The organism is Aeromonas sp. 603757 (genome assembly GCF_049171255.1).
Classification (GTDB): Bacteria; Pseudomonadota; Gammaproteobacteria; order Enterobacterales; family Aeromonadaceae; genus Aeromonas; species Aeromonas veronii_A.
In genome coordinates, this window is record NZ_JAAKOE010000005.1 from 87979 (window position 1) to 111031 (window position 23053).

The 23053-nt window shown below is 60.8% G+C and carries 22 protein-coding genes; 4 read left to right on the forward strand and 18 right to left on the reverse strand.

What is annotated here, in order from left to right:
* Nucleotides 1-209 precede the first annotated feature (209 nt).
* Nucleotides 210-1217, forward strand: a complete 1008-nt coding sequence (ansA, locus tag G5332_RS06620; RefSeq protein ID WP_042054747.1) for an asparaginase — start codon at nt 210-212, stop codon at nt 1215-1217.
* Between the two features lie 378 nt (nt 1218-1595).
* On the opposite strand, the gene G5332_RS06625 is transcribed toward ansA, so the two are convergent.
* Together G5332_RS06625 and G5332_RS06630 are read right to left on the reverse strand one after the other, a co-directional pair.
* Nucleotides 1596-1889: a YeaC family protein gene (locus tag G5332_RS06625; RefSeq protein ID WP_043822177.1), complete on the reverse strand. Its 294-nt coding sequence runs from the start codon at nt 1887-1889 to the stop codon at nt 1596-1598.
* Between the two features lie 87 nt (nt 1890-1976).
* Nucleotides 1977-3410 (reverse strand): glyceraldehyde-3-phosphate dehydrogenase, encoded by a 1434-nt coding sequence (locus G5332_RS06630; RefSeq protein ID WP_421249387.1) that lies wholly within the window; start codon nt 3408-3410, stop codon nt 1977-1979.
* Nucleotides 3411-3621: 211 nt separating this feature from the next.
* Between G5332_RS06630 and G5332_RS06635 the strand changes: the two genes are divergently transcribed.
* On the forward strand, nt 3622-4422 hold the full coding sequence (locus tag G5332_RS06635; RefSeq protein WP_216953011.1) for a DUF2989 domain-containing protein: 801 nt from the start codon (nt 3622-3624) through the stop codon (nt 4420-4422).
* Nucleotides 4423-4429: 7 nt separating this feature from the next.
* Entirely contained in the window at nt 4430-4990 is a 561-nt protein-coding gene (locus G5332_RS06640) for an NUDIX domain-containing protein (protein WP_227342061.1), read from the forward strand.
* 106 nt (nt 4991-5096) lie between these two features.
* Here G5332_RS06640 and lipA read toward each other — a convergent pair whose 3' ends face one another.
* The 14 genes from lipA to leuS all read right to left on the reverse strand — a co-directional run bounded on the left by lipA (nt 5097) and on the right by leuS (nt 19508).
* Complete coding sequence (lipA, locus tag G5332_RS06645) at nt 5097-6062, reverse strand: lipoyl synthase (RefSeq protein WP_139740976.1); 966 nt, start codon at nt 6060-6062, stop codon at nt 5097-5099.
* Entirely contained in the window at nt 6059-6736 is a 678-nt protein-coding gene (gene lipB, locus G5332_RS06650; protein ID WP_216953013.1) for a lipoyl(octanoyl) transferase LipB, read from the reverse strand. The genes lipA and lipB overlap by 4 nt, the downstream gene beginning before the upstream one ends.
* Nucleotides 6737-6798: 62 nt before the next feature.
* Nucleotides 6799-7062, reverse strand: a complete 264-nt coding sequence (gene ybeD, locus G5332_RS06655; protein ID WP_005348100.1) for a DUF493 family protein YbeD — start codon at nt 7060-7062, stop codon at nt 6799-6801.
* 292 nt (nt 7063-7354) lie between these two features.
* The gene (locus G5332_RS06660; protein ID WP_216953014.1) at nt 7355-8551 is read right to left on the reverse strand and encodes a D-alanyl-D-alanine carboxypeptidase family protein; all 1197 of its coding nucleotides are present in this window, start codon (nt 8549-8551) and stop codon (nt 7355-7357) included.
* 184 nt (nt 8552-8735) lie between these two features.
* Nucleotides 8736-9716, reverse strand: a complete 981-nt coding sequence (locus G5332_RS06665) for a septal ring lytic transglycosylase RlpA family protein (RefSeq protein ID WP_421172122.1) — start codon at nt 9714-9716, stop codon at nt 8736-8738.
* Nucleotides 9658-10656, reverse strand: a complete 999-nt coding sequence (mltB, locus tag G5332_RS06670; RefSeq protein WP_421172121.1) for a lytic murein transglycosylase B — start codon at nt 10654-10656, stop codon at nt 9658-9660. The genes G5332_RS06665 and mltB overlap by 59 nt, the downstream gene beginning before the upstream one ends.
* Nucleotides 10656-11759, reverse strand: a complete 1104-nt coding sequence (gene rodA, locus G5332_RS06675) for a rod shape-determining protein RodA (RefSeq protein WP_005335170.1) — start codon at nt 11757-11759, stop codon at nt 10656-10658. The genes mltB and rodA overlap by 1 nt, the downstream gene beginning before the upstream one ends.
* On the reverse strand, nt 11752-13674 hold the full coding sequence (gene mrdA / locus G5332_RS06680) for a penicillin-binding protein 2 (RefSeq protein WP_421172120.1): 1923 nt from the start codon (nt 13672-13674) through the stop codon (nt 11752-11754). Before mrdA ends, rodA begins: the two co-directional genes overlap by 8 nt.
* Before the next feature lie 49 nt (nt 13675-13723).
* Nucleotides 13724-14191, reverse strand: a complete 468-nt coding sequence (rlmH, locus tag G5332_RS06685; protein WP_005335166.1) for a 23S rRNA (pseudouridine(1915)-N(3))-methyltransferase RlmH — start codon at nt 14189-14191, stop codon at nt 13724-13726.
* A 19-nt stretch (nt 14192-14210) separates the two neighbouring features.
* Nucleotides 14211-14552 carry a ribosome silencing factor gene (gene rsfS / locus G5332_RS06690; protein ID WP_005335165.1) on the reverse strand — a complete coding sequence of 114 codons (342 nt, stop codon included), beginning with the start codon at nt 14550-14552 and terminating at the stop codon, nt 14211-14213.
* Nucleotides 14553-14655: 103 nt separating this feature from the next.
* A complete protein-coding gene (nadD, locus tag G5332_RS06695) occupies nt 14656-15306 on the reverse strand; it encodes a nicotinate-nucleotide adenylyltransferase (RefSeq protein ID WP_421172119.1) in 651 nt (216 codons plus the stop codon).
* Nucleotides 15300-16337, reverse strand: a complete 1038-nt coding sequence (gene holA, locus G5332_RS06700; protein WP_227342067.1) for a DNA polymerase III subunit delta — start codon at nt 16335-16337, stop codon at nt 15300-15302. Before holA ends, nadD begins: the two co-directional genes overlap by 7 nt.
* 13 nt (nt 16338-16350) lie before the next feature.
* Nucleotides 16351-16833 (reverse strand): LPS assembly lipoprotein LptE, encoded by a 483-nt coding sequence (lptE, locus tag G5332_RS06705; protein ID WP_227342068.1) that lies wholly within the window; start codon nt 16831-16833, stop codon nt 16351-16353.
* Nucleotides 16834-16931: 98 nt separating this feature from the next.
* On the reverse strand, nt 16932-19508 hold the full coding sequence (leuS, locus tag G5332_RS06710) for a leucine--tRNA ligase (protein WP_216953020.1): 2577 nt from the start codon (nt 19506-19508) through the stop codon (nt 16932-16934).
* 145 nt (nt 19509-19653) lie between these two features.
* Here leuS and G5332_RS06715 point away from each other — a divergent pair, with 145 nt between their 5' ends.
* Nucleotides 19654-20148 carry a zinc ribbon-containing protein gene (locus tag G5332_RS06715; RefSeq protein ID WP_005335155.1) on the forward strand — a complete coding sequence of 165 codons (495 nt, stop codon included), beginning with the start codon at nt 19654-19656 and terminating at the stop codon, nt 20146-20148.
* Nucleotides 20149-20232: 84 nt separating this feature from the next.
* Here the strand turns inward: G5332_RS06715 and G5332_RS06720 are convergent, their stop codons facing one another.
* Together G5332_RS06720 and G5332_RS06725 are read right to left on the reverse strand one after the other, a co-directional pair.
* Entirely contained in the window at nt 20233-21573 is a 1341-nt protein-coding gene (locus tag G5332_RS06720) for a TldD/PmbA family protein (RefSeq protein ID WP_227342069.1), read from the reverse strand.
* Nucleotides 21573-22973 (reverse strand): TldD/PmbA family protein, encoded by a 1401-nt coding sequence (locus tag G5332_RS06725; RefSeq protein ID WP_421311188.1) that lies wholly within the window; start codon nt 22971-22973, stop codon nt 21573-21575. Before G5332_RS06725 ends, G5332_RS06720 begins: the two co-directional genes overlap by 1 nt.
* Nucleotides 22974-23053 lie beyond the last annotated feature (80 nt).

Below are 23053 nucleotides of genomic sequence, written 5' to 3' on the forward strand. Positions count from 1 at the left end.
TTTTAGTGGTTTATTGTGACATTTAGCACTATGTAGGTAGAGGGCAGAAAAGCCGAAAAGGGTGCATGGAACGGCTGTCATTTGGGGCGCCAGTCTCTATAATTCGCCGGTTTCCGCTGCACGCAGAGGCGCTGGCGGGCGTTGACATTGTGGTTCACTCCGACATGGTTCATGTTCCGGCGGTGTTCACTTCATCAAGAGGAGAGGGTGTGAAGAAGTCTATCTACATTGCCTACACAGGCGGCACCATTGGGATGCAGCGTTCCGATCACGGCTACGTGCCGATGGCGGGCTTTATGGAAGACTGTCTGGCGCGGATGCCCGAGTTTCACCGCCCCGAGATGCCGGATTACCATATCCACGAATATGCGCCCCTCATCGACTCCTCCGACATGACCCCGGCGGACTGGCAGCGTATCGCCGAGGATATTCGCGACAACTACGAGAAATACGATGGCTTCGTGATCCTGCATGGTACCGACACCATGTCGTTCACCGCCTCGGCGCTCTCTTTCATGCTGGAAGATCTGCACAAGCCGGTCATCATCACCGGCTCCCAGATCCCGCTGGCCGAGCTGCGCTCCGACGGTCAGCAGAACCTGCTCAACGCCCTCTATATCGCGGCCAACTACCCGATCCACGAGGTGACGCTGTTCTTCAACAACCAGCTCTATCGCGGCAACCGCAGCAAGAAGGTGCACGCCGACGGCTTCCACGCCTTCGACTCCCCCAACTATCCACCGCTGCTAAATGCCGGGATCGCCATCTCGCTGGAAGCGGGTGAGCTGGGTGTGCCCTCCGCGCGGCCGCTGGTGCTGCACGACATCACCCCCCAGCCCATCGGCGTGGTGACCCTCTATCCGGGGATCTCCAGCGAGGTGATCGCCAACATCCTGCAACAGCCGGTGAAGGCGCTGATCCTGCTCTCGTTCGGGGTGGGCAATGCGCCGCAAAACCCGGCCATGCTGGCGCTGCTCTCCGAGGCTTCGGCCCGCGGCGTCATCATCGTCAACCTGAGCCAGTGCCTGCACGGCAAGGTCAATATGGGGGGCTATGCCACCGGCAACGCCCTGTCGCGGGCCGGGGTGATCTCGGGCTTTGATATGACCGCCGAAGCGGCGCTCACCAAGCTGCACTTCCTGCTGAGCCAGGACTTGCCCTCCCACCGCATTCGCGAGTTGATGCAGCAATCCCTGCGTGGTGAGCTGACCCCCTGAGAAACTGTCCATGACCTTACTGCGAAGCCGTGATCAAGGCTCATGTGCTGCTCGGAATCCTCATGTATGCGTATACACTCCGGTTCCTGCGCTGCTCTTCACCTTGCTGACGCCTTCTCGCGACAGGTCGTGAACAGCTTCTGACCTCCCTACCATGGGGGAGAGGGGATAGATCGAGGTGGCGAGGTTTGCCATGAAGATCGCCGGCAGGTGGCCCGTTCACTGTTCGCAGGTGCGAGCCTGCTCCCTTCTCCCCCTAGCGGGAGAAGGGTTGGGGATGAGGGGGATGAGTCACCCGGCATCGATAGGAAAAAAGAGGGGAGCCATAATGGCTCCCCTCTTTGCTGTGGCCGCCGCGAGCGGCCTGCCGAGTCAGGTTCAATGGTTAAGGTCGACCCGCACTATCTCTTCCTCGTCGCGATACTGACGCTTGAGCTCGCTCTTGCTCTTCATCACGATCTCGCCGTCACGACCTATGTTCATGTGCTCGGGATTGTCGATGTGCATCGCCTGCCAGGCCATCACGGCTTGCAGGGAGGTGGCCTTCTGCTCGTCGGTCAGGGGCTTGCCATCGGGCCACTTGCCCAGCTCGACTGCGGTCTTGAGCCGCTCGTACACCTCTGCGGGCATCTGCCTGATTGCTTGCAAAAACTCACCCTGTTGAAACGACATTCGACCTCTCCTTGAACTATTGAGCCATAAACTGCGGGGTTAGCCCGGCAGATCCTGGCGGGCTGTGCAGGTAAACCCTATCGGGGTCTATGCAGGTAGATCCTGGCGGACTACGCCAGCCATCTGCTCCATCACCCTCACTACCTGACAACTGTACCCGAACTCGTTGTCATACCATACGTAGAGCACGCAGTGATCCCCCTCGGCGATGGTCGCCTGGGAGTCAACGATGCCCGCATAACGGGAACCTACCATGTCGGAGGAGACCAGCTCGGTGCTGGCGCTGAAGTCGATCTGGCGATGGAGGGCCGAGCTTAGCGCCATCTGCTGCAGATAGGCGTTGAGGCTCTCCCGATCGGTGGCCTGCTCCAGCGACAGATTGATAATCGCCAGCGAGACGTTGGGGGTCGGTACCCGGATGGCGTTGCCGGTCAGCTTGCCCTTGAGCTCGGGCAGCGCCTTGGCCACCGCCTTGGCGGCGCCGGTGCTGGTCATCACCATATTGAGGGCCGCGCTGCGACCGCGGCGCTCGCCTTTGTGGTAGTTGTCGATGAGGTTCTGATCGTTGGTGTAGGAGTGGACCGTCTCCACGTGGCCGTGGCGGATGCCGAACCGCTCCTGCATTACCTTGAGCACCGGGGTGATGGCGTTGGTGGTACAGGAGGCGGCGGAGATGATCCTGTCATCCGGGCCTATCACCTCATGGTTGACCCCGAACACCACGTTCTTCATCTCCCCTTTGCCGGGGGCAGTCAGCAGCACCTTGCCGGCACCGCGTGCTTTCAGGTGTTCGGAGAGGCCTGCCTCGTCACGCCATACCCCGGTGTTGTCGACGATCAGCGCATCGTGAATGCCGTAGGCGGTGTAGTCGATGTCGGCCGGGCTATTGGCGTAGATCACCTGAATGAAGGTGCCGTTGGCGATGATGGCGCTGCGCTCCACATCCACCTCGATGGAGCCGTTGAAGGGGCCGTGCACCGAGTCGCGGCGCAGCAGGCTGGCGCGTTTCTCCAGATCCCCGTTGCGACCACCGCGTACCACGATGGCGCGCAGACGCAGCGGATTGGCAGCGCCGGTGCGCTCGATCAGCAGGCGGGCTAGCAGGCGGCCGATACGGCCAAAGCCGTAGAGCACCACGTCGGTCGGTTGCGGCATCTGGTTGCGGCCAAGGGCCGGTGCCAGTCGCGCTTGCATATAGTCCTCGATCCCCGCTTCATCCTGATGATCCTGCCAGTAGCCGACTGCCAGCTTGCCAAGGTCAACCTCGGCGGCGGTGGGTTTGAGGGCCACGATGGCCTGAAGCAGGGGGAAGCTTTGCTGGATGGGGAGGGGCGCGCCCTGGTGGCGGCGGACGACCCGGTGGGCCTTGAGGATATCGATGGTGGAGGCGTTTTGCAGCGGGCGGCCGTAGAGGGTGATCTCGACCCCTTGTTGTCGGTAGAGGCGACCAATCAAGGGCTGCATGGTTTCGGCGAGCTCCTGGCTCTCCTGCCACGCTTGCAAGTAGTGCTCGTGGGTCATTGACCAGATCCTTTATTTCACGTTGTTGGTGTAAATAGAAAATTCGTCGAATGCAGATCAGTGTAGGGGTCTATATTTCGTTATATTATTCTGCAATCGCGGCCTTATATGGCGCGCGCATTGTAATGGATATGTAACCGGTTTGCTAGCCGGTGGTGGCCGACAGAGGCTTCAGTTGTTACCAACCCGCGTTACCAACAAGATGTGAATCATGGCCAATTTCCTCCTGCGACAGACCTTCATCATGCTTTCAGTCGGCCTTGCCGTAGCTGGCTGCAATGACGATCGGATCCACAATATCTGCAGCAACCATGCCGAGCTCTGTCAGGATCTGGTGGACGATGGCTGGTGTCGCTACGAGCGTACCGATGTGATCCGCAGCCGCTTCTATCTCAAGGAGGAGAGAACGGATCGGCGCAAGTACGAGCTGATGCGCAACCTTGAGCGCTATCTTAAGTGTGCCGAGCGCTCTACCAACATCGAGTATAAGAATGCCCGCGAGCAGAAGAGCCCACGGGTGGAGGGGATGCTGGCGGCTGGCGAACAGCTGGCCCAGCTCGATGTGGCCACCCGCAACTCGCAGGATCCCTACTTGCTGCTCTGGCACTGGACCAACAACACCAACGAGCTGGCCCGTCAGCAGTTTATGGCGCTGGAAGGTAACAAGGTGCTCGACGAACCGGAACTTCAGCTGGCCCTTGGCGGAGCCTACGCCAAGAGCGACCCCGAGAAAGCTATTTCCATCATGCATCACGGCCTCTCCCTCTATCGGGAAGGTGACAAGATAAACAGCCGCCTGCTCACCTCCCTCAGCACCCTCTATATGGGCCAGAAGCAGTACGGGCTGGCCTATCTGTGGGGCAAGGTGAGTGAGTCTTTTCAGGATGCGCCAGAGGTCTCTGCCAGGCGTTTTGGTATTTATCACACCCTGAGCAAAACAGATCAGGATGCCTACGACGTGCGAGCGGCTGAAATAGTCGATCAACTGAAACATGGCAGCTATCGGCACTGAGGCTCTGATGATTGCACTATCCCCGGCCAGCTGCTGGCCCGCACCTTTTTCCCTCTCGTTTGTCCATGGCGAGGTGATCACCGATGGCCATACCCTGGAACGCCTTACGGTACGTGCCGTAGTACTCCGTGGCGACGAGTTGCTGCTGGTCCACTCCCGGGTCAACGGTGATCTGATGTTTCCTGGCGGCGGCGTTGAAGCGGGGGAAAACCACCATGTGGCGCTGGCCCGCGAGCTGAAGGAGGAGTGCGGTGCAGAGTTGCTGGAAGTAGGGACCCTGCTTGGCGAGACCCGGGAATACCGCGCCGCCCGCGAGCCGGGGTTCGATGCCTACTGCATCCGCTCGCTGTACTACTTGTGCCGGATTGGTGATCAACTGGTGGAGCCACAGCCACAGCCCTACGAGATCCGCCTTGGCTTCGTGCCCGGCTGGTTTGGCCTCGACGAAGCGCTGCAGACCAACAAGACCCAGCTGGCGGGGCCCTGTCCCCAGTGGACGGCGCGAGAGACCCGGGTGTTGGCCCAGTTGCAACGCTGGCATCAGCAGGGGGTCTTCGACCACGGCTGATGAGTAGATCAAGCTGCAACGGTCAGTGACACCAACAGAAAGAGCGCCAATAGGCGCTCTTTTTCATTGCGAGGGTGGCGGTTACTGGCCGCTCTATCGTGCGAGGTTACTTGACCTCTTCGCCCTTGGCTTGCAGATCCGCGTGATAGGAGGAGCGCACGAAAGGACCGCAGGCGGCGTGGGTAAAGCCCAGCTCCATGGCGACATCTTTCAGCTCGTCAAACTCTGCTGGCGGCACGTAGCGCTTGACCGGCAGGTGGTGGCGGCTTGGCTGCAGATACTGACCCAGGGTCAGCATGTTGACGCCGTGAGCGCGTAGATCCTTGAGCACCTCGACGATCTCTTCGTTGGTCTCGCCAAGGCCCATCATCAGACCGGACTTGGTCGGTACATGGGGGTGCATCTCCTTGATACGGCGCAGCAGCTCCAGCGACCACTTGTAGTCGGCACCCGGGCGAGCGACGCGATACATGCGCGGCGCAGTTTCCAGGTTGTGGTTGAATACGTCCGGCGGCGTTTCGCGGAACACCTCAAGGGCCTGCTCCATCCGGCCACGGAAGTCCGGGGTCAGGATCTCGATGCGGGTCTGCGGGCTGTGCTCGCGGATCTCGCGGATGCAGTCGGCGAAGTGCTGGGCACCGCCGTCGCGCAGATCGTCGCGGTCCACCGAGGTGATCACCACATACTTGAGGTTCATCTCCTTGATGGTGAGCGCCAGCTTCTTCGGTTCTTCCGGATCGAGTGCCAGCGGGCGGCCGTGGGCCACGTCGCAGAAGGGGCAGCGACGGGTGCAGATCGCGCCCATGATCATGAAGGTGGCCGTGCCGTGGTTGAAACACTCCGCCAGGTTGGGGCAGGAAGCCTCTTCACAGACCGAGTGCAGCTTGTTCTTGCGCAAGGTGCTCTTGATGTGTTCGATCTTCTGGCTGGAAGGGGGGAGTTTGATCCGCATCCAGTCCGGCTTGCGAAGGATTTCTTCGTTGGGATCCGGCATGAATTTCACCGGGATCAGGGCCATCTTGTCGCCATCGCGCAGCTTGACGCCCGGCTCCATACGAACGGGTTTGCTCATGATTCACTCTCGGTGTTTGTTATTGTCTGATAGCCAATCAGGCTGGCCAGTTCGGCCACCAGAATGGATTGCGCCTCGGCCACGCTCTGCGGGCCGCCCAGGGCGCTGGTCTGGGTCATGGCCATGCCCGCATAGCCGCACGGATTGATGTGCAGGAAGGGGGTCATGTCCATGTTGATGTTGAGGGCCAGCCCGTGGAACGAGCAACCCTTGCGGATGCGCAGTCCCAGCGAGGCCAGTTTGGCCTCCATGCCAAGGTCATTTTTCACATAGACCCCGGGGGCATCTGCCTTGGCATAGGCCTGGATATTGCTTTTGGCCAGGGTGTTGATGATGGCTGTTTCCAGCGCGGTCACCAGCTCGCGCACCGAGAATTTGCAGCGGCGGACATCCACCAGGACGTAGAGCACCAGCTGGCCCGGGCCGTGATAGGTCACCTGACCGCCGCGATCGCTCTGCACCACCGGGATATTGCCCGGATTGAGCAGGTGTTCGGCCTTGCCGGCCTGGCCCTGGGTGTAGACGGGGTCATGTTCGACCACCCAGAACTCGTCCGGGGTGTCGCTGGTGCGGTTGTCGGTGAAGGCTTTCATGGCGTCCCATACCGGCTGGTAGGGGCGGCGACCCAGCTGCCTGACTATCAGGCTGTGCTGAGCGGGGATCTGGGATGACATGGTGTCCTCGTGGCGTGCTGCGGCCAAAAACAGTCGCCCCGCAGAACGGGGCGAGAGAGAAATTACAGTACGTATTTCACCAGCTCGATCTTGCCAAGCGCAGTGTACATCGCTTCGATGTGCTCTTTGCTCTGGGCAGTCACGGTCACGCGAACCGAGTGATAGTTGCCCTTGGAGCTGGGCTGGACGGTCGGGCTGTAGGTGCCCGGAGCATGCTGCTGCAGCACTTCAACCACCATATCCGGCAACGCAGGATCCGCGATGCCGAGTACCTTGAACGGGAATTTGCAGGGAAACTCCAGCAGTTCATCAAACTTGGTATTCATTTACTCACCTTTTTCGTCATCAGCATGATGACTTCATCTTGGATGGCTAGTGGCCGATGGCCCGTGGAGGCCGCCATTTCAAGTCTGTATGGGTGCGGCTAAACCCTATATGGGCGCCGCACACTCCGGGATCAAGGCCGGGAGCGGTCAGACAAGGATGGAAGTGCTGCTTTTTACCACAAATCAGGGTAAGGCGGAACCAGCAGTTTACAGGGTTATTCACTGCCATTGTCCGGCGCAGACAGCAGCGGCGCCTGTTGGCGCCGCTGTTTGGTGAGGATTGTGCGTCGGATTACTTGAACCAGCTGGTGACCAGCAGTACCAGGTAGTCCCACAGACGGCTCATTAAGCCACCTTCCTGCACCTCTTCCAGGGCGACCAGCGGTACCTGCTTGATCTCTTTGTCACCCTGCTTCAGGAACACGGTACCAACGCGTTGACCCTTGGCCAACGGGGCTTTCAGCTCGCTGTCGAGCTGGAAGTCTGCCTTGAGGTTGTTGCCCTGACCGCGGGTGACCAGCACGGAGACATCCTTGTCGACGCCCAGTTTCACTTCAGATTTGTCGCCCATCCAGATCTTCTGGGTGACCAGCTCTGTGCCTGCCTTGTACGGAGTCAGGCTCTGGAAGAAGCGGAAGCCGTAGGTGAGCAGTTTCTTGCTCTCGGCGGCGCGGGAGGCTTCGCTGCTGGCGCCCAGTACCACGGCGATCAGGCGCATGCCTTCGTTGTTGGTGGCAGAGGAGACCAGGTTATAGCCGACCTGGCTGACGTGGCCGGTCTTGATGCCATCCACTTGCAGGGATTGATCCCACAGCAGGCGGTTGCGGTTGTGCTGGGTGATACCGTTGAAGACGAAGGATTTCTGGGAGTAGATCTTGTACTCCTCCGGCTGATCATGGATCAGTGCCTGACCCAGGCGGGCCATATCACGGGCTGTACTGTAGTGACCCTCTTCATCCAGACCGTGGGGGTTCTTGAACTGGGTGTCCTTCATGCCGAGCTTGGCGGCCCAGGCATTCATCAGGCTGGCGAAGGAGTCGGTACTGCCGGCCAGATGTTCGGCCATGGCGACGCAGGCATCGTTGCCGGACTGGATGATGATGCCCTTGTTCAGGTCATCGACAGAGACCTGCTTGCCCACCTCGATGAACATCTTGGAGGAGTCTGAGTAGTTCTTGGACCAGGCGTTCTGGCTGATGGTCACCATGTCGGTGCCCTTGATGTTCCCCTTGTGCAGCTCGTCGCCAACGATGTAGGAGGTCATCATCTTGGTCAGGCTGGCAGGGGGCAGACGCTCGTCGGCGTTCTGCTCGGCCAGCACCTGACCGGAGTAGTAGTCGATCAGGATATGGGCCTTGGCGGAGATCTCCGGCGCGGCGGGAACCACCACTGGGTTGGCGTTCGGCGTGGGTGTCGGCACCGGCGTATTGGCCTGAGCGGTTACGCTGATCAGTGAGGCCAGAAGAACTGAACGGGCAAATTTGGACATCTTGAAATTCCTGCGAGCCAGATGGGGATAAAATGCGGGCCTAACTATACCAGATGCGCCCGCAGGTTATAGTCCGACATGGCGATCATGACTGGTTTTTTATCCATCAATCCCTGCCATCACGCCATAAAGCGACGTGATGGCGGGGCCGGGAGATTGGTCACCACCGCTGTCAGAGGAGGGATCAGGGCACGATAAAGGCCTGTTCCAGTCCCCCTTGCCGTACTTTTTCCAGCAGTACGGCTTGTTTATCCGCCTCCACCGGGCCAATCAGCACCCGGAAAATGGCGCCATGAGCATCGATCCGGTAGGGCACGCCGTAACGCTGGGTCATCACCTTGCCCATCGCCTCGGCCCGATCCCGGGAGCCGCTGGCCAGTACCTGGATCATCTTGCCATCACCACTGCTGGCAGGAGCTGCGGTCTTGGCGGGAGCTGGCTTGACAGGTGCCGCTTTGGCGGGCGTGGTCGCGGGCGCCTTGACGGGAGCGGGTTCGGCAGCGGGAGTGGCCATCGCCAGTGCGGTTGGTTCACCCAGGAAGCCATCTTGCGACAGCGTGTTGGAGGCCGCAGCCGGAGTGGTCGGAGTCATTTCGATGGGCTTCATCGGTTCCATGATCACCATCTGATCCGGGGTGTCGCTGATCAGCTCCAGCCGTACTCGGGCCTCACCGCTGTCGACCATCTCCAGCTGCTTGGCTGCTGCGTAGGAGAGGTCGATCAGGCGCGGGCTGTTGAATGGACCGCGATCGTTGACCCGCACTATGGTCTCCAGCCCGTTGTCCAGATTGGTGACCCTCACATAGCTCGGGATGGGCAGGTTGCGGTGGGCGGCACTGAACAGCTTGCTGTCCAGCACATCGCCGTTGGCGGTCTTCTGGCCGTCCAGATCCGGCGACAGCCAGCTGGCGGTGCCCTCTTCGCTGTAGTGTTTGATGTCGCGCCACACCTCGTGCTTCTGCTTGCCGATCCAGTAGTCCCGGTTGCCGCTGGCACTCAGGGGCTCGGGGCGCGGAATGGCGCCGGTGGCTTGCGGGATCTCGATAACGGGTGGCTTGCTGACTGGTGCTTGCGGCTTTACGGGGGCGCTCTGTTCCGGCTGGCTGCTACAGGCGGCCAGCAACAAGCTCAGGCTGAGCGGGAGGAGTTTGTGACGAAGATGCATACGCTTCCTGAATGGCTTGGCTAAGTTGATACACCGCCATCGCATAGAGTGGGCTGCGATTGTAACGGGTGATCACATAAAAGTTATGCCGTGCGACCCAGTATTCCGGTCCATCGGCTTGGGCAAACGCCAGCAACTTGACCGGCGTCTGTGGGGCCAGCGGCGTGGCGAGCTCAATCCCTGCCGCCGCCAGTTCTGACCACTGTTGTGTTAACTCGGGCTCAGGCCTGAGTAGAGGTTCGACTGCCATCAACCCGATCTGGGCCGGTTCCACCACGGATTCGCCCCAGCGCCACTGGTGGCTGGCAAAATAGTTGGCCACGCTGCCGATGGCATCGACCGGGTTGGCAAACAGATCCCGCTTGCCATCCCCGTCAAAGTCGACGGCGTAGTGGCGGTAGCTGGAGGGCATGAACTGCCCCATCCCCATGGCGCCGGCATAGGAGCCCTTGAGGGCATCGAGTTGCCACCCTTCCTCTTTGGCCAGCACCACCAGCTGGGCAAACTCCTTGGCAAAGAAGTCCGCCCGCTCCGGGTAGTGAAATCCAAGGGTGTAGAGGCTATCGAGCACCGGATGGCGGCCCATCTGGCGACCGTAGAAGGTCTCGACCCCTATGATGGCCACGATGAGCGAGGCGGGCACCCGATAGGTCAGCTCCGCGCGGGCCAGCGTCTCGGCATGTTGTTGCCAGAACTGCTGGCCATCACGGATCCGATCCGGGGTAACAAACAGCGGCCGGTAGCGATGCCAGGGCTTGGCCTCCCACGGCTTGCTGATGGTGTCGAGCACCTCCTGCCGTAATTGGGCTCGGGCGACGGCCGCTTGCAGCTCCGCCAGCGGCACCTGCTGCTGGTCGGCGAGCAGGGCCAACCGATCCGGCGCCACGGCGGCGGTCGCCATCGTGGTGGCGAGCGAGAGCAGCAATCCAACCCGTCTCATCAGGCGAGCAGTCTTCTATGAGTCTGGATGGACATCAGTATGCCAAAGCCGGCCATCAGGGTCACCATGGAGGTGCCGCCATAGCTCACCAGCGGCAGGGGAACCCCCACCACCGGCAGGATGCCGCTCACCATGCCCATGTTGACGAACACATAGACGAAGAAGGTGAGAGTGATGGCGCCGCCCAGCAGTCGCTCGAAGCTGTTCTGGGCCTGCATCGAGATAAACAGACAGCGGCTGATGACGTAGAGGTAGAGCACCAGCAGCAGGGCAACCCCCACCAGACCAAACTCCTCGCTAAATACCGCGAAGATGAAGTCGGTGTGGCGCTCTGGCAAGAACTCCAGCTGGGACTGGGTCCCTTGCAGCCACCCCTTGCCGAAGACGCCACCGGAGCCGATGGCAATCTTGGACTGGATGATGTGGTAGCCGCGGCCGAGCGGGTCTTTCTCCGGGTCGAGCAGCATCAGCACCCGCTGGCGCTGGTAGTCGTGCATCAGGAAGAACCAGAGCACCGGCATAAAGGCCAGCATCAGTAGAACCGCCAAGCCGATCAGCCACCAGCTGAGCCCCGCCAGAAAGATCACGAAGAAGCCGGAGGCGGCCACCAGAATGGAGGTGCCAAGGTCCGGCTGGGCGGCGATCAGCAGGGTGGGCAGCAGCACCATGATGAGGGCGATCACCACATGGCTGAACTTGGGTGGCAGCGAGTGGCGACTGAGCCAGGCCGCCACCATGATCGGCATGGAAAGCTTCATCACCTCGGAGGGCTGGAACTTCATAAAGCCCAGATCGAGCCAGCGCTGGGCCCCCTTGCCGATGTGGCCAAACACGTCCACCGCAATCAGCATCAGCACCACCACGGCGAACAGCGGCACCGACCAGCGGGCGTAGAGGGAGGGGGGCAGCTGGGCTAGGCCGATCATTAGGGCAAAGGCGAGACCGCCGCGCACCAGCTGGCGCACGATGGAGTCCATATCCTGACCGGAGGCGGAGTAGAGCACCACCATGGAGAGGGTCATCACGGCCAGCAGACCGAGCAGCAGGGGCAAGTCGATATGCAGCTTGTACCAGATGCTCTGCTGGCGGGCAGAATTACTCATTGGGAGCGACCTCACTCGGTTGGGACGGCTTTTCCGGTGCCGGTGGCAGTTGCGGATCAGGGGGCAGCAGATAGGCATCCAGCATCTGGCGTGCAATGGGCGATGCAGCTCGACCACCACCACCTCCGATGGAGTTTTCCAGTACCAGAGCTACCACCGCTTTGGGTGCCTCGAAGGGGGCATAAGCAACGAACAAAGCGTTATCGCGATGCTCTGCCTTGACCGTCTTGATGTTGTAAACCTGATTTTCCTTCAAACCGACTACCTGGGCTGTGCCCGATTTGCCGCCTGAGGAGTAAGGCGCCTTGGCAAACGAGTGACGGCCACTGCCTTCACTGCCATGGTTGACTCGCCACATCCCATCCTGCGCCACTTTCCAGAAGCTGTCGTTCTTGAGCTTGAGGGCGATATTGGGGTTGATGGGGGCATCGACTACCCCCGCCTGGGAGGCTGTGCTCTTGAGCAGGTGCGGGGTGACGTCGTGACCATTCTGGGTCAGGATGCTGATCGCCTTGGCCAGTTGGAGCGGGGTGGCGCTCCAGTAGCCCTGACCGATACCGACCGAGATGGTGTCACCCTGATACCAGGGCTGGCGCCAACGGGCCATTTTCCAGTCACGGGACGGCATGACACCCTTGGTCTCTTCATAGAGATCGACCCCGGTGTACTGGCCGAAGCCGAACTTGGTCATATAGCTGTGGATCTTGTCGATGCCGACCCGATAGGCGAGATCGTAGAAGTAGGTATCTGCCGAGACCTCGATGGCGCGATAGACGTCGAGCCAGCCATGACCCCAGCGGCGCCAGTCGCGAAACTTCTTGGTGGTACCGGGAATGGAGAAGCTCGGGCCGCCGAAATAGCGGTAGCCCGGGGTGATGGCCCCCTCGTTGAGACCCATGATGGACATCATGGGCTTGACGGTGGAGGCAGGGGCATAAATGCCCTGAGTGGTGCGGTTCACCAGCGGCCGTGCCGGATCGTTGAGCAGTGCCGAGTAGTTGGCGCTGGATATGCCTGTCACGAACAGGTTGGGGTCATAACTCGGGCTCGACTCCAGCGCCAGGATGGCACCGGTTTTCGGGTTCATCATCACGATGGCACCACGCTGGCCGGCCAGCAGTTGCTGGGCCTTGAGCTGCATCCGGACGTCGATATTGAGGTAGATATCCTTGCCCGGAACCGGAGGCTGGAACTTGAGGGTGCGGACAATCCGGCCGCGGTTGTTGACCTCGACCTCCTGATAACCCGCCACCCCGTGCAGCTCATCCTCGTAATACTTCTCCACCCCCTGCTTGCCGATATCCTTGGTGGCGGCATAGTTGGCGAGTTTGTCCTCTTTTTCGAGACGCTCCACGTCGCGGGTGTTGATCTTGGCCACATAACCCAGCGCATGGGTCAGGGTGTCGCCAAACGGGTAGTAGCGCTTGAGGTAAGCCTCGATACTGGCTCCCGGATAGTTGTGCTGGTTGACCGAGAAGAGTGCCACCTGATATTCGGTCAGCTTTTCGTAGAGAGGGACCGGCTTGAAGCGACGTTGGCGTTTCACCTCGGTCAGAAACTTCTCTTTGGTGCCTTCCGGCAGACCCAGCAGGGTGATCAGCTGATCAGCGGTTTTTTCAAGATCCCTAGTCTCTTCCGGGACGATTTCCAGACTGTAGACAGGGCGGTTCTCCGCCAGCAGCACGCCGTTGGTGTCGTAGATGAGACCCCGGGGTGGCGCCACCGGCACTACACGGATGCGGTTGGAGTTGGAACGCGTCTGGTAGGTGTCGTAGGACTCGACCTGCAGATAATAGAGATTGCCCAGCAGCACCAGCATCAGCACGACGATGCCGATGTAGGCTACCAGGGTGCGCCGGAAGAACAGATTGCCCTCGGCACTGTGATCGCGCATTTCGATGCGTTGTTTCAGCATGCCTTTACCTCGGGTTTGTGGGGGGCAATAACAGCAGGAGCGGCATGGTTCACTCTCTGTGATAAGGGTGATTGGTCGTTATGCTCCAGGCACGGTAGAGGCTCTCTGCCACCAGCACCCGCACCAGCGGATGGGGCAGGGTGAGCGGTGACAGTGACCAGCTCTGTTCGGCTGCAGCCTTGCACTCGGGGGACAAGCCTTCCGGCCCGCCTACCAGCAGCGCGACATCGCGGCCATCGAGTTTCCACGCCTCCAGCTGGGTAGCCAACTGCTCCGTGGTCCAGGGCTTGCCCGGAATGTCGAGGGTGACGATGCGCGAGCGCCCCGCAGCCGCCAGCATGGCTTCCCCTTCCTTCTGCAGGATGCGCGGAATGTCGGCATTTTTGCCCCGTTTGCCTGCGCCAATCTCGACGAGTTCAAATGGCATGTCTTTGGGGAAGCGGCGACGATACTCTTCGAAGCCATGCTCTACCCAGGCGGGCATCTTGGTGCCCACCGCAATCAACTGGATCTTCATGGTCGTTACACTTGTGCTCTTATTGCGTATTCATTTGAGCGGCACCGCTCCACAGCTTTTCCAGTTGGTAGAAGTCACGGTGTTCATCCTGCATCACATGCACGATCACCGAGCCCATATCTACCAGCACCCATTCACCGCTCAGTTGCCCTTCCACGCTCAGTAGATCCAGACCCGCGTGGCGGGCCTCGCTGGCCAGATGGTGGGCAATGGCGCTGACGTGACGACTGGAGTTGCCGGAACAGATGATCATGGTGTCAGTAATGCTGGATTTGCCGCGTACATCGAGGGTGATGATGTCGCGGCCTTTCATGTCATCGATCTTGTCGATGATAAAGGCATGCAATTCTTGGCCTTGCAATGAGTCTCTCCTGTATTCCGGCGCGCAGCGTTTGCGTCAGGGCGGCGGATTATATCATGGTCACTCCCGTTTCCCATCGGGCGGGGCGGGATTACGACAGGGGCTAGCGGCGGTTGGCGCGGTAGAGCCCCTGTTGATCAATATAGTGCGCAACCGACTCGGGCAAGAGGTAGCGGGTGTCTTTCCCCGCATCCAGCAAGGCCCGCAGTCGGGTGGCTGACAGTTCGATGGGCTGGTTGTCCGCCAGCCAGATATGACCGGCCAGACGCTGATGCAGCGCGTTGGCATCCGTGGTGTGATGGCGCGCCAGCAGCTGCGCTACTTCGGCCGGATACTCCGGTTGCCAGCCCGGCCGTACGCTCACCACCAGATGGGCATGGTCGAGCAGCTCCTGCCAGCGGTGCCAGCTTGGCAGGCTCAGCAGGGAATCCATCCCCATCAGAAAACAGAGCGGCGTATCGGGCAGTTCATGACGCAGCTCGATGAGGGTATCTATGGTGTAAGAGGGCTTGTCCCGTCTCAGCTCCCGCTCATCCACCACAAAGTGGTGGTTCTCTGCCGCCGCCAGTTTGACCATGGCGAGACGCTGTTCGCTGGAGCAGAACGGATTGGCGCGGTGGGGCGGGATATGGTTCGGGATCAGCCGCATTTCGGCCAGCCCGAGAGCATCGCGCGCCTCGATCGCCGGGCGAAGATGACCGATATGGATGGGGTCGAAGGTGCCGCCAAGCAAACCGACAGGCGCCTTCAGCACGGGCTGCTCTCCATCACCAGCGGCAGCGGGGTGCCATCACGAAAGCCGAGGGCAATGGTCTGCAGCATCAGCCACGCCTGTTCGGTATCAAAGCGGCGCTGGGCGCCATCCAGTTGCGCCATCAGCTGCCATAGTTGTTGCAACTTGGCGAAGGGGAGACGAGTCAGCGCCTGTTGAATGAGCTGCTGGCGGCTCTGCCAGATGCGCAGGCGGCTGAAGTGCTCCCCCAGCGGCTGGCCGTTGCGCATCGCCAGCGACAGTTCGGTCAGCTGCTCCAGCTCGCGGCAGAGGGTCCAGGCCAGCATCCCCGGCTCGGTGCCTTCGGCCCGCAGAGCTGCCAGAATGCGCTGGGCCCGGTTCACCTTCCCCTCCAGCAGGGTATCGACCAGCTGGAACGGGGTGAAGTGGGCGTGGCGGATAATGGTCTCTTGCAGATAGGTGACGCTGATGGGCTGGGGCGGCGAGAGCAGGGTCAGCTTCTCGATCTCCTGACTGGCGGCCAGCAGGTTGCCCTCGTAGGAGTGGCACATGAAGTTGATGGCATCCGGCAGCGCCTTGAGGCCGAAACGCGCAAAACGGGCACTCATCCAGCGCGGAAAGAACTTGGGTTCCGGATGGTTGACCGGCACATAGGTGCCAATCTGGTAGAGCTTGTCGAACCAGGCTGCTTTCATCTGGGTCTGGTTGAGGCGACCGCCGCTCAGCACCAGCAGCAGGTCGGGATGAAGCTGCTTGCCAATTTCGCTGATGCGGGCGGCCAGATCCTTGTCCACCTTGGCGGGCAGCTCCAGCTCGATGATCTGGCGGGCGGAGAAGAGGCTCATGGCCTGACAGGCATCGTAGACCTGATTCCAGTCCAGCCCCTGTTCCACCACGAAGGTGTGGCGCTCATCGAAACCCTGCTTGCGGGCGACCTGACGGATGGCATCGATGGCCTCCAGTCGCAGCAGGGGCTCGTCGCCAAAAACGAGATAGCAGGGCCGAAGCCCTGCTTTGAGGTGGTCACCAAATTGTTCCGGGTAGACTCTCATCAAAATACTCGCATCAGAAGCTGACCTGGCTCAACTGCCGGATCACCTGATTGGCCGCCTGCTCCTGCATCTCGCGGTTGAGCTGCTCCTGCTCACGGGAGGAGGCGAGCGCGGCATCCGGCTTGTTGAGGAAGCTGCGGTTGAAGTTGATGGGGAAGACTTGGGTCGGCTTGCCGGGGGCCGAGATGGTGAACTGGGTAGTGAAGCCCAGCACATATTCGGTGTCCGTCCCCAGCGCGTTGACCGAGGCGACCTGACTGGTGCTGCCTATGCCGCCCAGAGTGAGCACCGGAATACCCTCCTTGTCGGCCAGAGTTACGCCAGAGGCCTTCAGGCGGGTGGTGACCATCCGGTAGAAGTCGCTCTTGTTGTCGCCCACGACCTTCATGGTCATCAGCTCGGCCGGAATGCCGGTGCCGCGCATGTGAAAACCGCAGCCTTGCAGCAGCAGACCAGCCAGCACGATGGCCATCCAGCGGGTGAAGATGGTGCCCATAGAAAATCCTCTTTGCATTAAGGGAAAGCGGCGGGCGCAGGGCCCGCCGTTATCATCCGTTTGCTGTCACAGATTGGCAATGATCAGTTGGCAGCCGATCAGTTAGCGACAATATTGAGCAGCTTGCCAGGTACATAGATCACCTTGCGCACGGTCAGACCGTCGGTGAACTTCTGTACCGAGGCATCAGCCATCGCCAGCTTCTCGACGTCGGCCTGGCTGATCTCGGCCGGCACGGTCAGCTTGCCGCGCATCTTGCCGTTGATCTGTACCACCACCAGCTTCTCGGTCTCGACCATGGCCGCTTCATCGGCCACCGGCCAGGCTGCGTGATCGATGTCGTCGCCCTTGCCCAGCATCTTCCACAGCTCGAAGCCGATGTGCGGAGTGATGGGGTAGAGCATGACTACCACAGCTTCCAGCGCTTCCTGCATCAGGGCGCGGTCCTGCTCGTCGTTGCCCAGCTTGGCCAGATTGTTCATCAGCTCCATGATGGCTGCGATGGCGGTGTTGAAGGTCTGACGGCGACCCACGTCATCACTCACCTTGGCGATGGTCTTGTGCAGTTCACGGCGTACCGCTTTCTGCTCGTTGGTGAGAGCCGCTACATCCAGTGCGGCAACGGCGCCACCGGAAACGTGTTCGAAGGTGACGCGCCACAGGCGACGCAGGAAGCGCTGGGCACCCTCTACGCCGGAGTCGGACCACTCCAGCGTCATTTCTGCCGGAGAGGCGAACATCATGAACAGACGGACGGTATCGGCGCCGTAACGCTCGACCATCAGCTGCGGGTCGATGCCGTTGTTCTTGGACTTGGACATCTTGGTCATGCCGGAGTGCATTACCTCACGGCCTTCGTTGTCGATGGCCTTGGTGATGCGACCCTTCTCGTCACGCTCTACCTTGACGTCGGTCGGGCTGACCCAGACGTTGCCGCCCTTCTCGTCTTTGTAGTAGAAAGCATCGGCCAGCACCATGCCCTGGCAGAGCAGGCGCTTGAACGGCTCGTCGCTGTTGACCAGACCCGCGTCACGCAGCAGCTTGTGGAAGAAGCGGGCGTAGAGCAGGTGCATACAGGCGTGCTCGATACCGCCGATGTACTGATCCACCGGCAGCCAGTGGTTGGCAGCAGCCGGATCCAGCATGCCCTTGTCGTAGTCCGGGGAGCAGTAGCGCGCGTAGTACCAGGAGGACTCCATAAAGGTGTCGAAGGTATCGGTCTCGCGGAACGCTTCCTGACCGTTGTAAGTGGTCTTGGCCCACTCGGCGTCAGCCTTGATCGGGCTCTGGATACCGTCCATCACCACGTCTTCCGGCAGCAGTACCGGCAGCTGGTCTTCCGGCGTCGGCACCACGGAGCCGTCAGCCAGGGTCAGCATCGGGATGGGGGCACCCCAGTAACGCTGACGGGAGACACCCCAGTCACGCAGACGGTAGTTGACGGTGCGCTTGCCCTTGCCGAGCCCTTCCAGCTTGCTGGCGATGGCATCGAAGGCACCCTGGAAGTCGAGACCGTCAAACTCGCCGGAGTTGAACAGCACGCCCTTCTCGGTGTAAGCCGCTTCGCTCACGTCGACGTCGCCATCAACCGGCTTGATCACCGCCTTGATGTCGAGTCCATATTTGGTGGCGAATTCGAAGTCACGCTGATCGTGGGCCGGAACCGCCATTACGGCGCCGGTGCCGTAGTTCATCAGCACGAAGTTGGCGACCCAGACCGGTACCTTGCGGCCATCCAGCGGGTGAATGGCATAGAGGCCGGTGGCCATGCCCTTCTTCTCCATGGTGGCCAGTTCTGCTTCGGCTACCTTGGTGTTCTTGCACTCTTCGATAAAGGCGGCCAGCTCCGGATTGTTCTGGGCTGCTTGCAGCGCCAGCGGGTGACCGGCAGCGATACCGACATAGGTGACGCCCATGAAGGTGTCCGGACGGGTGGTGTAGACCTCCAGCTGATCAGCCTGACCCTCGATGGCAAAGCTGATGTTGACCCCTTCGGAGCGGCCAATCCAGTTGCGCTGCATGGTCTTGACCATTTCCGGCCAGCCTTCCAGATTGTCGATGTCGTTGAGCAGCTCTTCGGCGTAGTCGGTGATCTTGATGAACCACTGGGGGATCTCTTTCTGTTCCACCGGGGTGTCACAGCGCCAGCAGCAGTTGTCGACCACCTGCTCGTTGGCCAGCACCGTCATGTCGTTCGGGCACCAGTTGACGGAGGAGGTCTTCTTGTAGACCAGACCCTTCTCGTAGAGCTTGGTGAAGAACCACTGCTCCCAGCGGTAGTAATCCGGTTTGCAGGTGGCGATTTCACGATCCCAGTCATAACCCAGACCCAGCATCTTCAGCTGGTTCTTCATGTATTCGATGTTTTCGTAGGTCCAGGGCGCCGGCGCGGTATTGTTTTTGATCGCGGCGTTCTCGGCCGGCAGACCGAATGCATCCCAACCTATGGGTTGCAGCACGTTCTTGCCATTGAGGCGTTGATAACGGGAGATCACATCACCTATGGTGTAGTTACGAACGTGCCCCATGTGTAGTCGACCAGACGGATAGGGGAACATGGACAGGCAGTAGAACTTCTCCTTGTCTACCTTCTCCACGGCCTTGAAGGTTTTCTTGGCATCCCAGTGCTTTTGCACTGCTGGTTCGATTGATTGGGGAACGTATTGCTCTTGCATTGGTGACATCCGGATCTGTGAAATGAATAGATAAATCAGCTGGGAAATCGCAATAGAATACCCATATCCTGCGGCGGCAACAACCGCCAGCGTCCCTTGGGCCTTAAGCCGGGCCAGATCAGGGTTTAGTAGAGGAGTTAGAGCCATGGACAAACGTCAAAAAGGGTACGAAGCCTTCATTGCCGAGCTGCAAAAACAGTGGCAAGAGACTGAAGAGTTCCAGGGGGAGCGCCTCAACCGGATGATTGCCAAGGTGCAGGCCTATCTGGAGGCAGCAAGTGACCTCACTCAGGACGAACTGGCGCTCATCGCCGAGTACGTGAAGCGGGATCTGGGCAACTATGACGAGGGGCGCCATGACGATAGTGCGCAGGTGGAAGAGTCTGCCTTTATGTTGGCCTTGAAAGACACCGCCTGGTCCTGGCTGGCGGATGTGACCGACCGCGCCCAGGTGGAGTGGCGGGAGCTGGCCGACGAGCTGGAGCACAAGGGGGTCTATGAGGCGGGCGACTGGGTGGGGCTCGGGGTCATGGTGTGCGACCAGTGTGGCTGGCGCCATACCGTGCTGCATCCCCAGCAGCTCGATACCTGCCCCGAATGCGGCTGCGCCGAGTATCATCGCGAGCCGCTCTCGCCCTGAGTCATGCCATCAAGGCGGACGAGATAACGAGTAAAAAGGCGCCATCAGGCGCCTTTTTCTTGCTTGCAGGTTTCGTCGGGGCGTTTACTTGCCTGCGACGGAGAGGCCACCAAAACGGATAAGCGGGGCGTAGAAGCCCTTGCTGTCGTTGTGGTGCAGGGTATCGCCGACCGCTTCCAGCTCGCCCAGCAGGCGGTAGAAGTTGCCTGCTACCGTGATGCCGCGCACCGGCTGCAGTCGCACCCCATCGCGGCAGAGGAAGCCCGACGCGCCAAAGGAGAAGTCACCGCTCACCGCATCGGCACCCGAATGCAGACCGTCCAGCTTGACCAGCTCCAGATAGTCGCCGCTCTGCACCTCCGCTTCACAGTGAGGGCCCGCGCCAAACACCAGATGGCGAGCGGTCACATCGAGGGCGCTGCGGGCACCGCGGGCGGCCGAGCCGTTGCTGGCCACACCAAAGTGGCGGGCGGTGGCGCTGTTATGGAGCAGGGTCTTCAGCTCCCCTTCGCCAATCAGCAGCAGATCCGAGCTGGCCGCCCCCTCGCCATCAAACGCCTTGATGTTCATGCCGCCCGGCATATAGACCCTGCTCTCCAGAGTGAGCCAGCGTGACGCCACGCTCTGGCCGACCTTGCTGCGCCAGGGGTTGATCCCCTGCTGGGCCCACTTGCCCGACAGCACGCCCTGAAAGCAGCCAAACAGGCTGGCAAAGCAGTTGGTGCTGAAGATGACGCTGTAGCGACCGCTCGGCACCGCTTCACCGGGCAGCAGTCCATCGGCGATGGCGTAGATCTGCTCGATGAGTCGCTGGCTATCCAGCTCGTCGAAGCGACGGCCATACTGCCCCTGCGAGTGCATCGACTGGCGGCCATCCCGTTCCACCAGCGCCGAGGTGTAGCAGCCGACGCTAAACTCGCCGTGCTGGCAGAGGGTGCCCTGACTGTTGGCGAGCCAGAGCTGGCTCTCCCCTTCAAAGAAGCTGTTGTAGGGGGCGCCGCTCACATCGGGCATGGCCAGCATGTCAGATTCGAGGCGCAGGGCCAGGGCGATCTTCTCCTCAACCGGCGTGGTATCGGGCTGGTTGATTTCGGCGCAATCTGTGGTGATCCGGCTATTGGCCACCGAGATGCGCTGATCCGGATCCACCTTGGCAAAGCGGCTGGCATCGAGCGCATCTTGCAGCATTGCATCCAGCGCCAGCTCATCGAGGGATTCCGAGTAGGCGATGCCGACCCGACCCTCTTTGATCAGGCGAATGCCGAGCTGCTGGCTGCTGGTGACCTTGTATTCACCCAGCTCGCCCTTGTCTGCCTTGAGGGAGAAGGCCTTCTCCTGATTGGCGATGATGTCTGCCTCGGCGTTGAGGTCGGCCACCTTGTCGAGCAGGCGGGTGAGCAGTTGGTTCATGTCGAGCTGGCTCATCAGGCGTTCCCTCCCACCAGAATATTGTCCACTTTCAGCGCCGGCTGGCCCACCGAGGTGGGCACCGAGCCCGAGACCGAGCCGCACATACCGGCGGCCAGTGCCAGGTTGCGGCCCACCATGGAGATCTCTTTCAGCACCTGCGGGCCGGTGCCGATCAGGGTGGCAGACTTGAGCGGCTTGGTGATTTTGCCGTGCTCGATGAGGTAGGCCTCCTGCACATTGAAGTTGAACTCGCCGGTGCCGGGCTGTACCGAGCCGCCCCCCATCTTCTTGGCGTAGATGCCGTGCTCTACCGTGGCCAACATGTCGTCGAGGCTGTGGTGGCCCGGCTCGATATAGGTGTTGCGCATGCGCGAGGTGGGGGCGTACTTGTAGGATTCGCGCCGCCCGGAGCCGGTGCGTGCGTAGCCTGTTTTGAGGGCACCCATTCTGTCCACCAGAAAGCCGGTCAGTACCCCGTCCTTGATGAGCTGGGTATGCTGGGTAGCCATCCCCTCGTCATCGACGTTGATGGAGCCCCAGGCGTTGCTCTGCAAGCCTTCATCCACCGCATTGACCACCGGATTGGCGATAAGCTGGCCCATCTTGTCGTGGAACACCGATGCCTTCTTGGCCACTGAGGTGGTCTCCAGCAGATGACCGCACGCCTCGTGGAAGATGACGCCGCCAAATCCGTTCTCCATGATGACCGGCAGGGTGCCGCTCGGGCAGGGAGCCGCGCCCAGTTTCACCAGTGCCTGACGGGTGGCGGTGAGCGCCATCTCGCGCGGATCGATGCGATCGGCATGCTCCCACCCCATCAGGGCGCCGGGGGCCTCGTAACCGACGCTCTGCTCGCTCCCTTCCATGGCGATGGTCTGGGCCATGATGCGGTTGTAGTGGCGGCGATCGGCTACTTGCACTCCTTCGCTGTTGAAGATTTCCACCTCCTGCTCCCAGCCCAGCACGTTGCCGGAGAACTGGCTCACCTTGTCGCTCTCGGAGCGGGCCGCTGCATCCATGGCGTGCAGATAGGCGATCTTCTGCTCCAGCAGCTTGTCTGCCGACAGGGGCAGCGCCACCGGGTTGCGATCGCTCAGGCGGGTGAAATCGAAGGCGGTGGCGGTCACCACGGGGTCGCGGCGGTCTTTGGCCGCCAGCAGGGTGACAATGCGCAGCAGCTCGTCGCGGCTGGCCAGATTGGTGTAGCCGTAGAGCACCTTGTGGCCGTAACAGAGGCGCACGCCGATACCGAAATCGAGGCCGCCGCTGATGTTCTCTATCTGGCTGGAGAGCAGGCTGAGCTGGCTGCGGCGCTTGCGCTCCACAAACAGCTCGGCAAAATCGGCACCCAGCGCCAGCGCGTGATCGAGCACGTCACGGGCGATGGCGGGGGCCAACAGGGAGAATGGAGTCATAGAATATCCTTTTCTGGTCTGTCCGTTTGCTTCCGACATCCGGCTCTGATTGTTATGGGATGTCGAGTCCATTGTTGCAG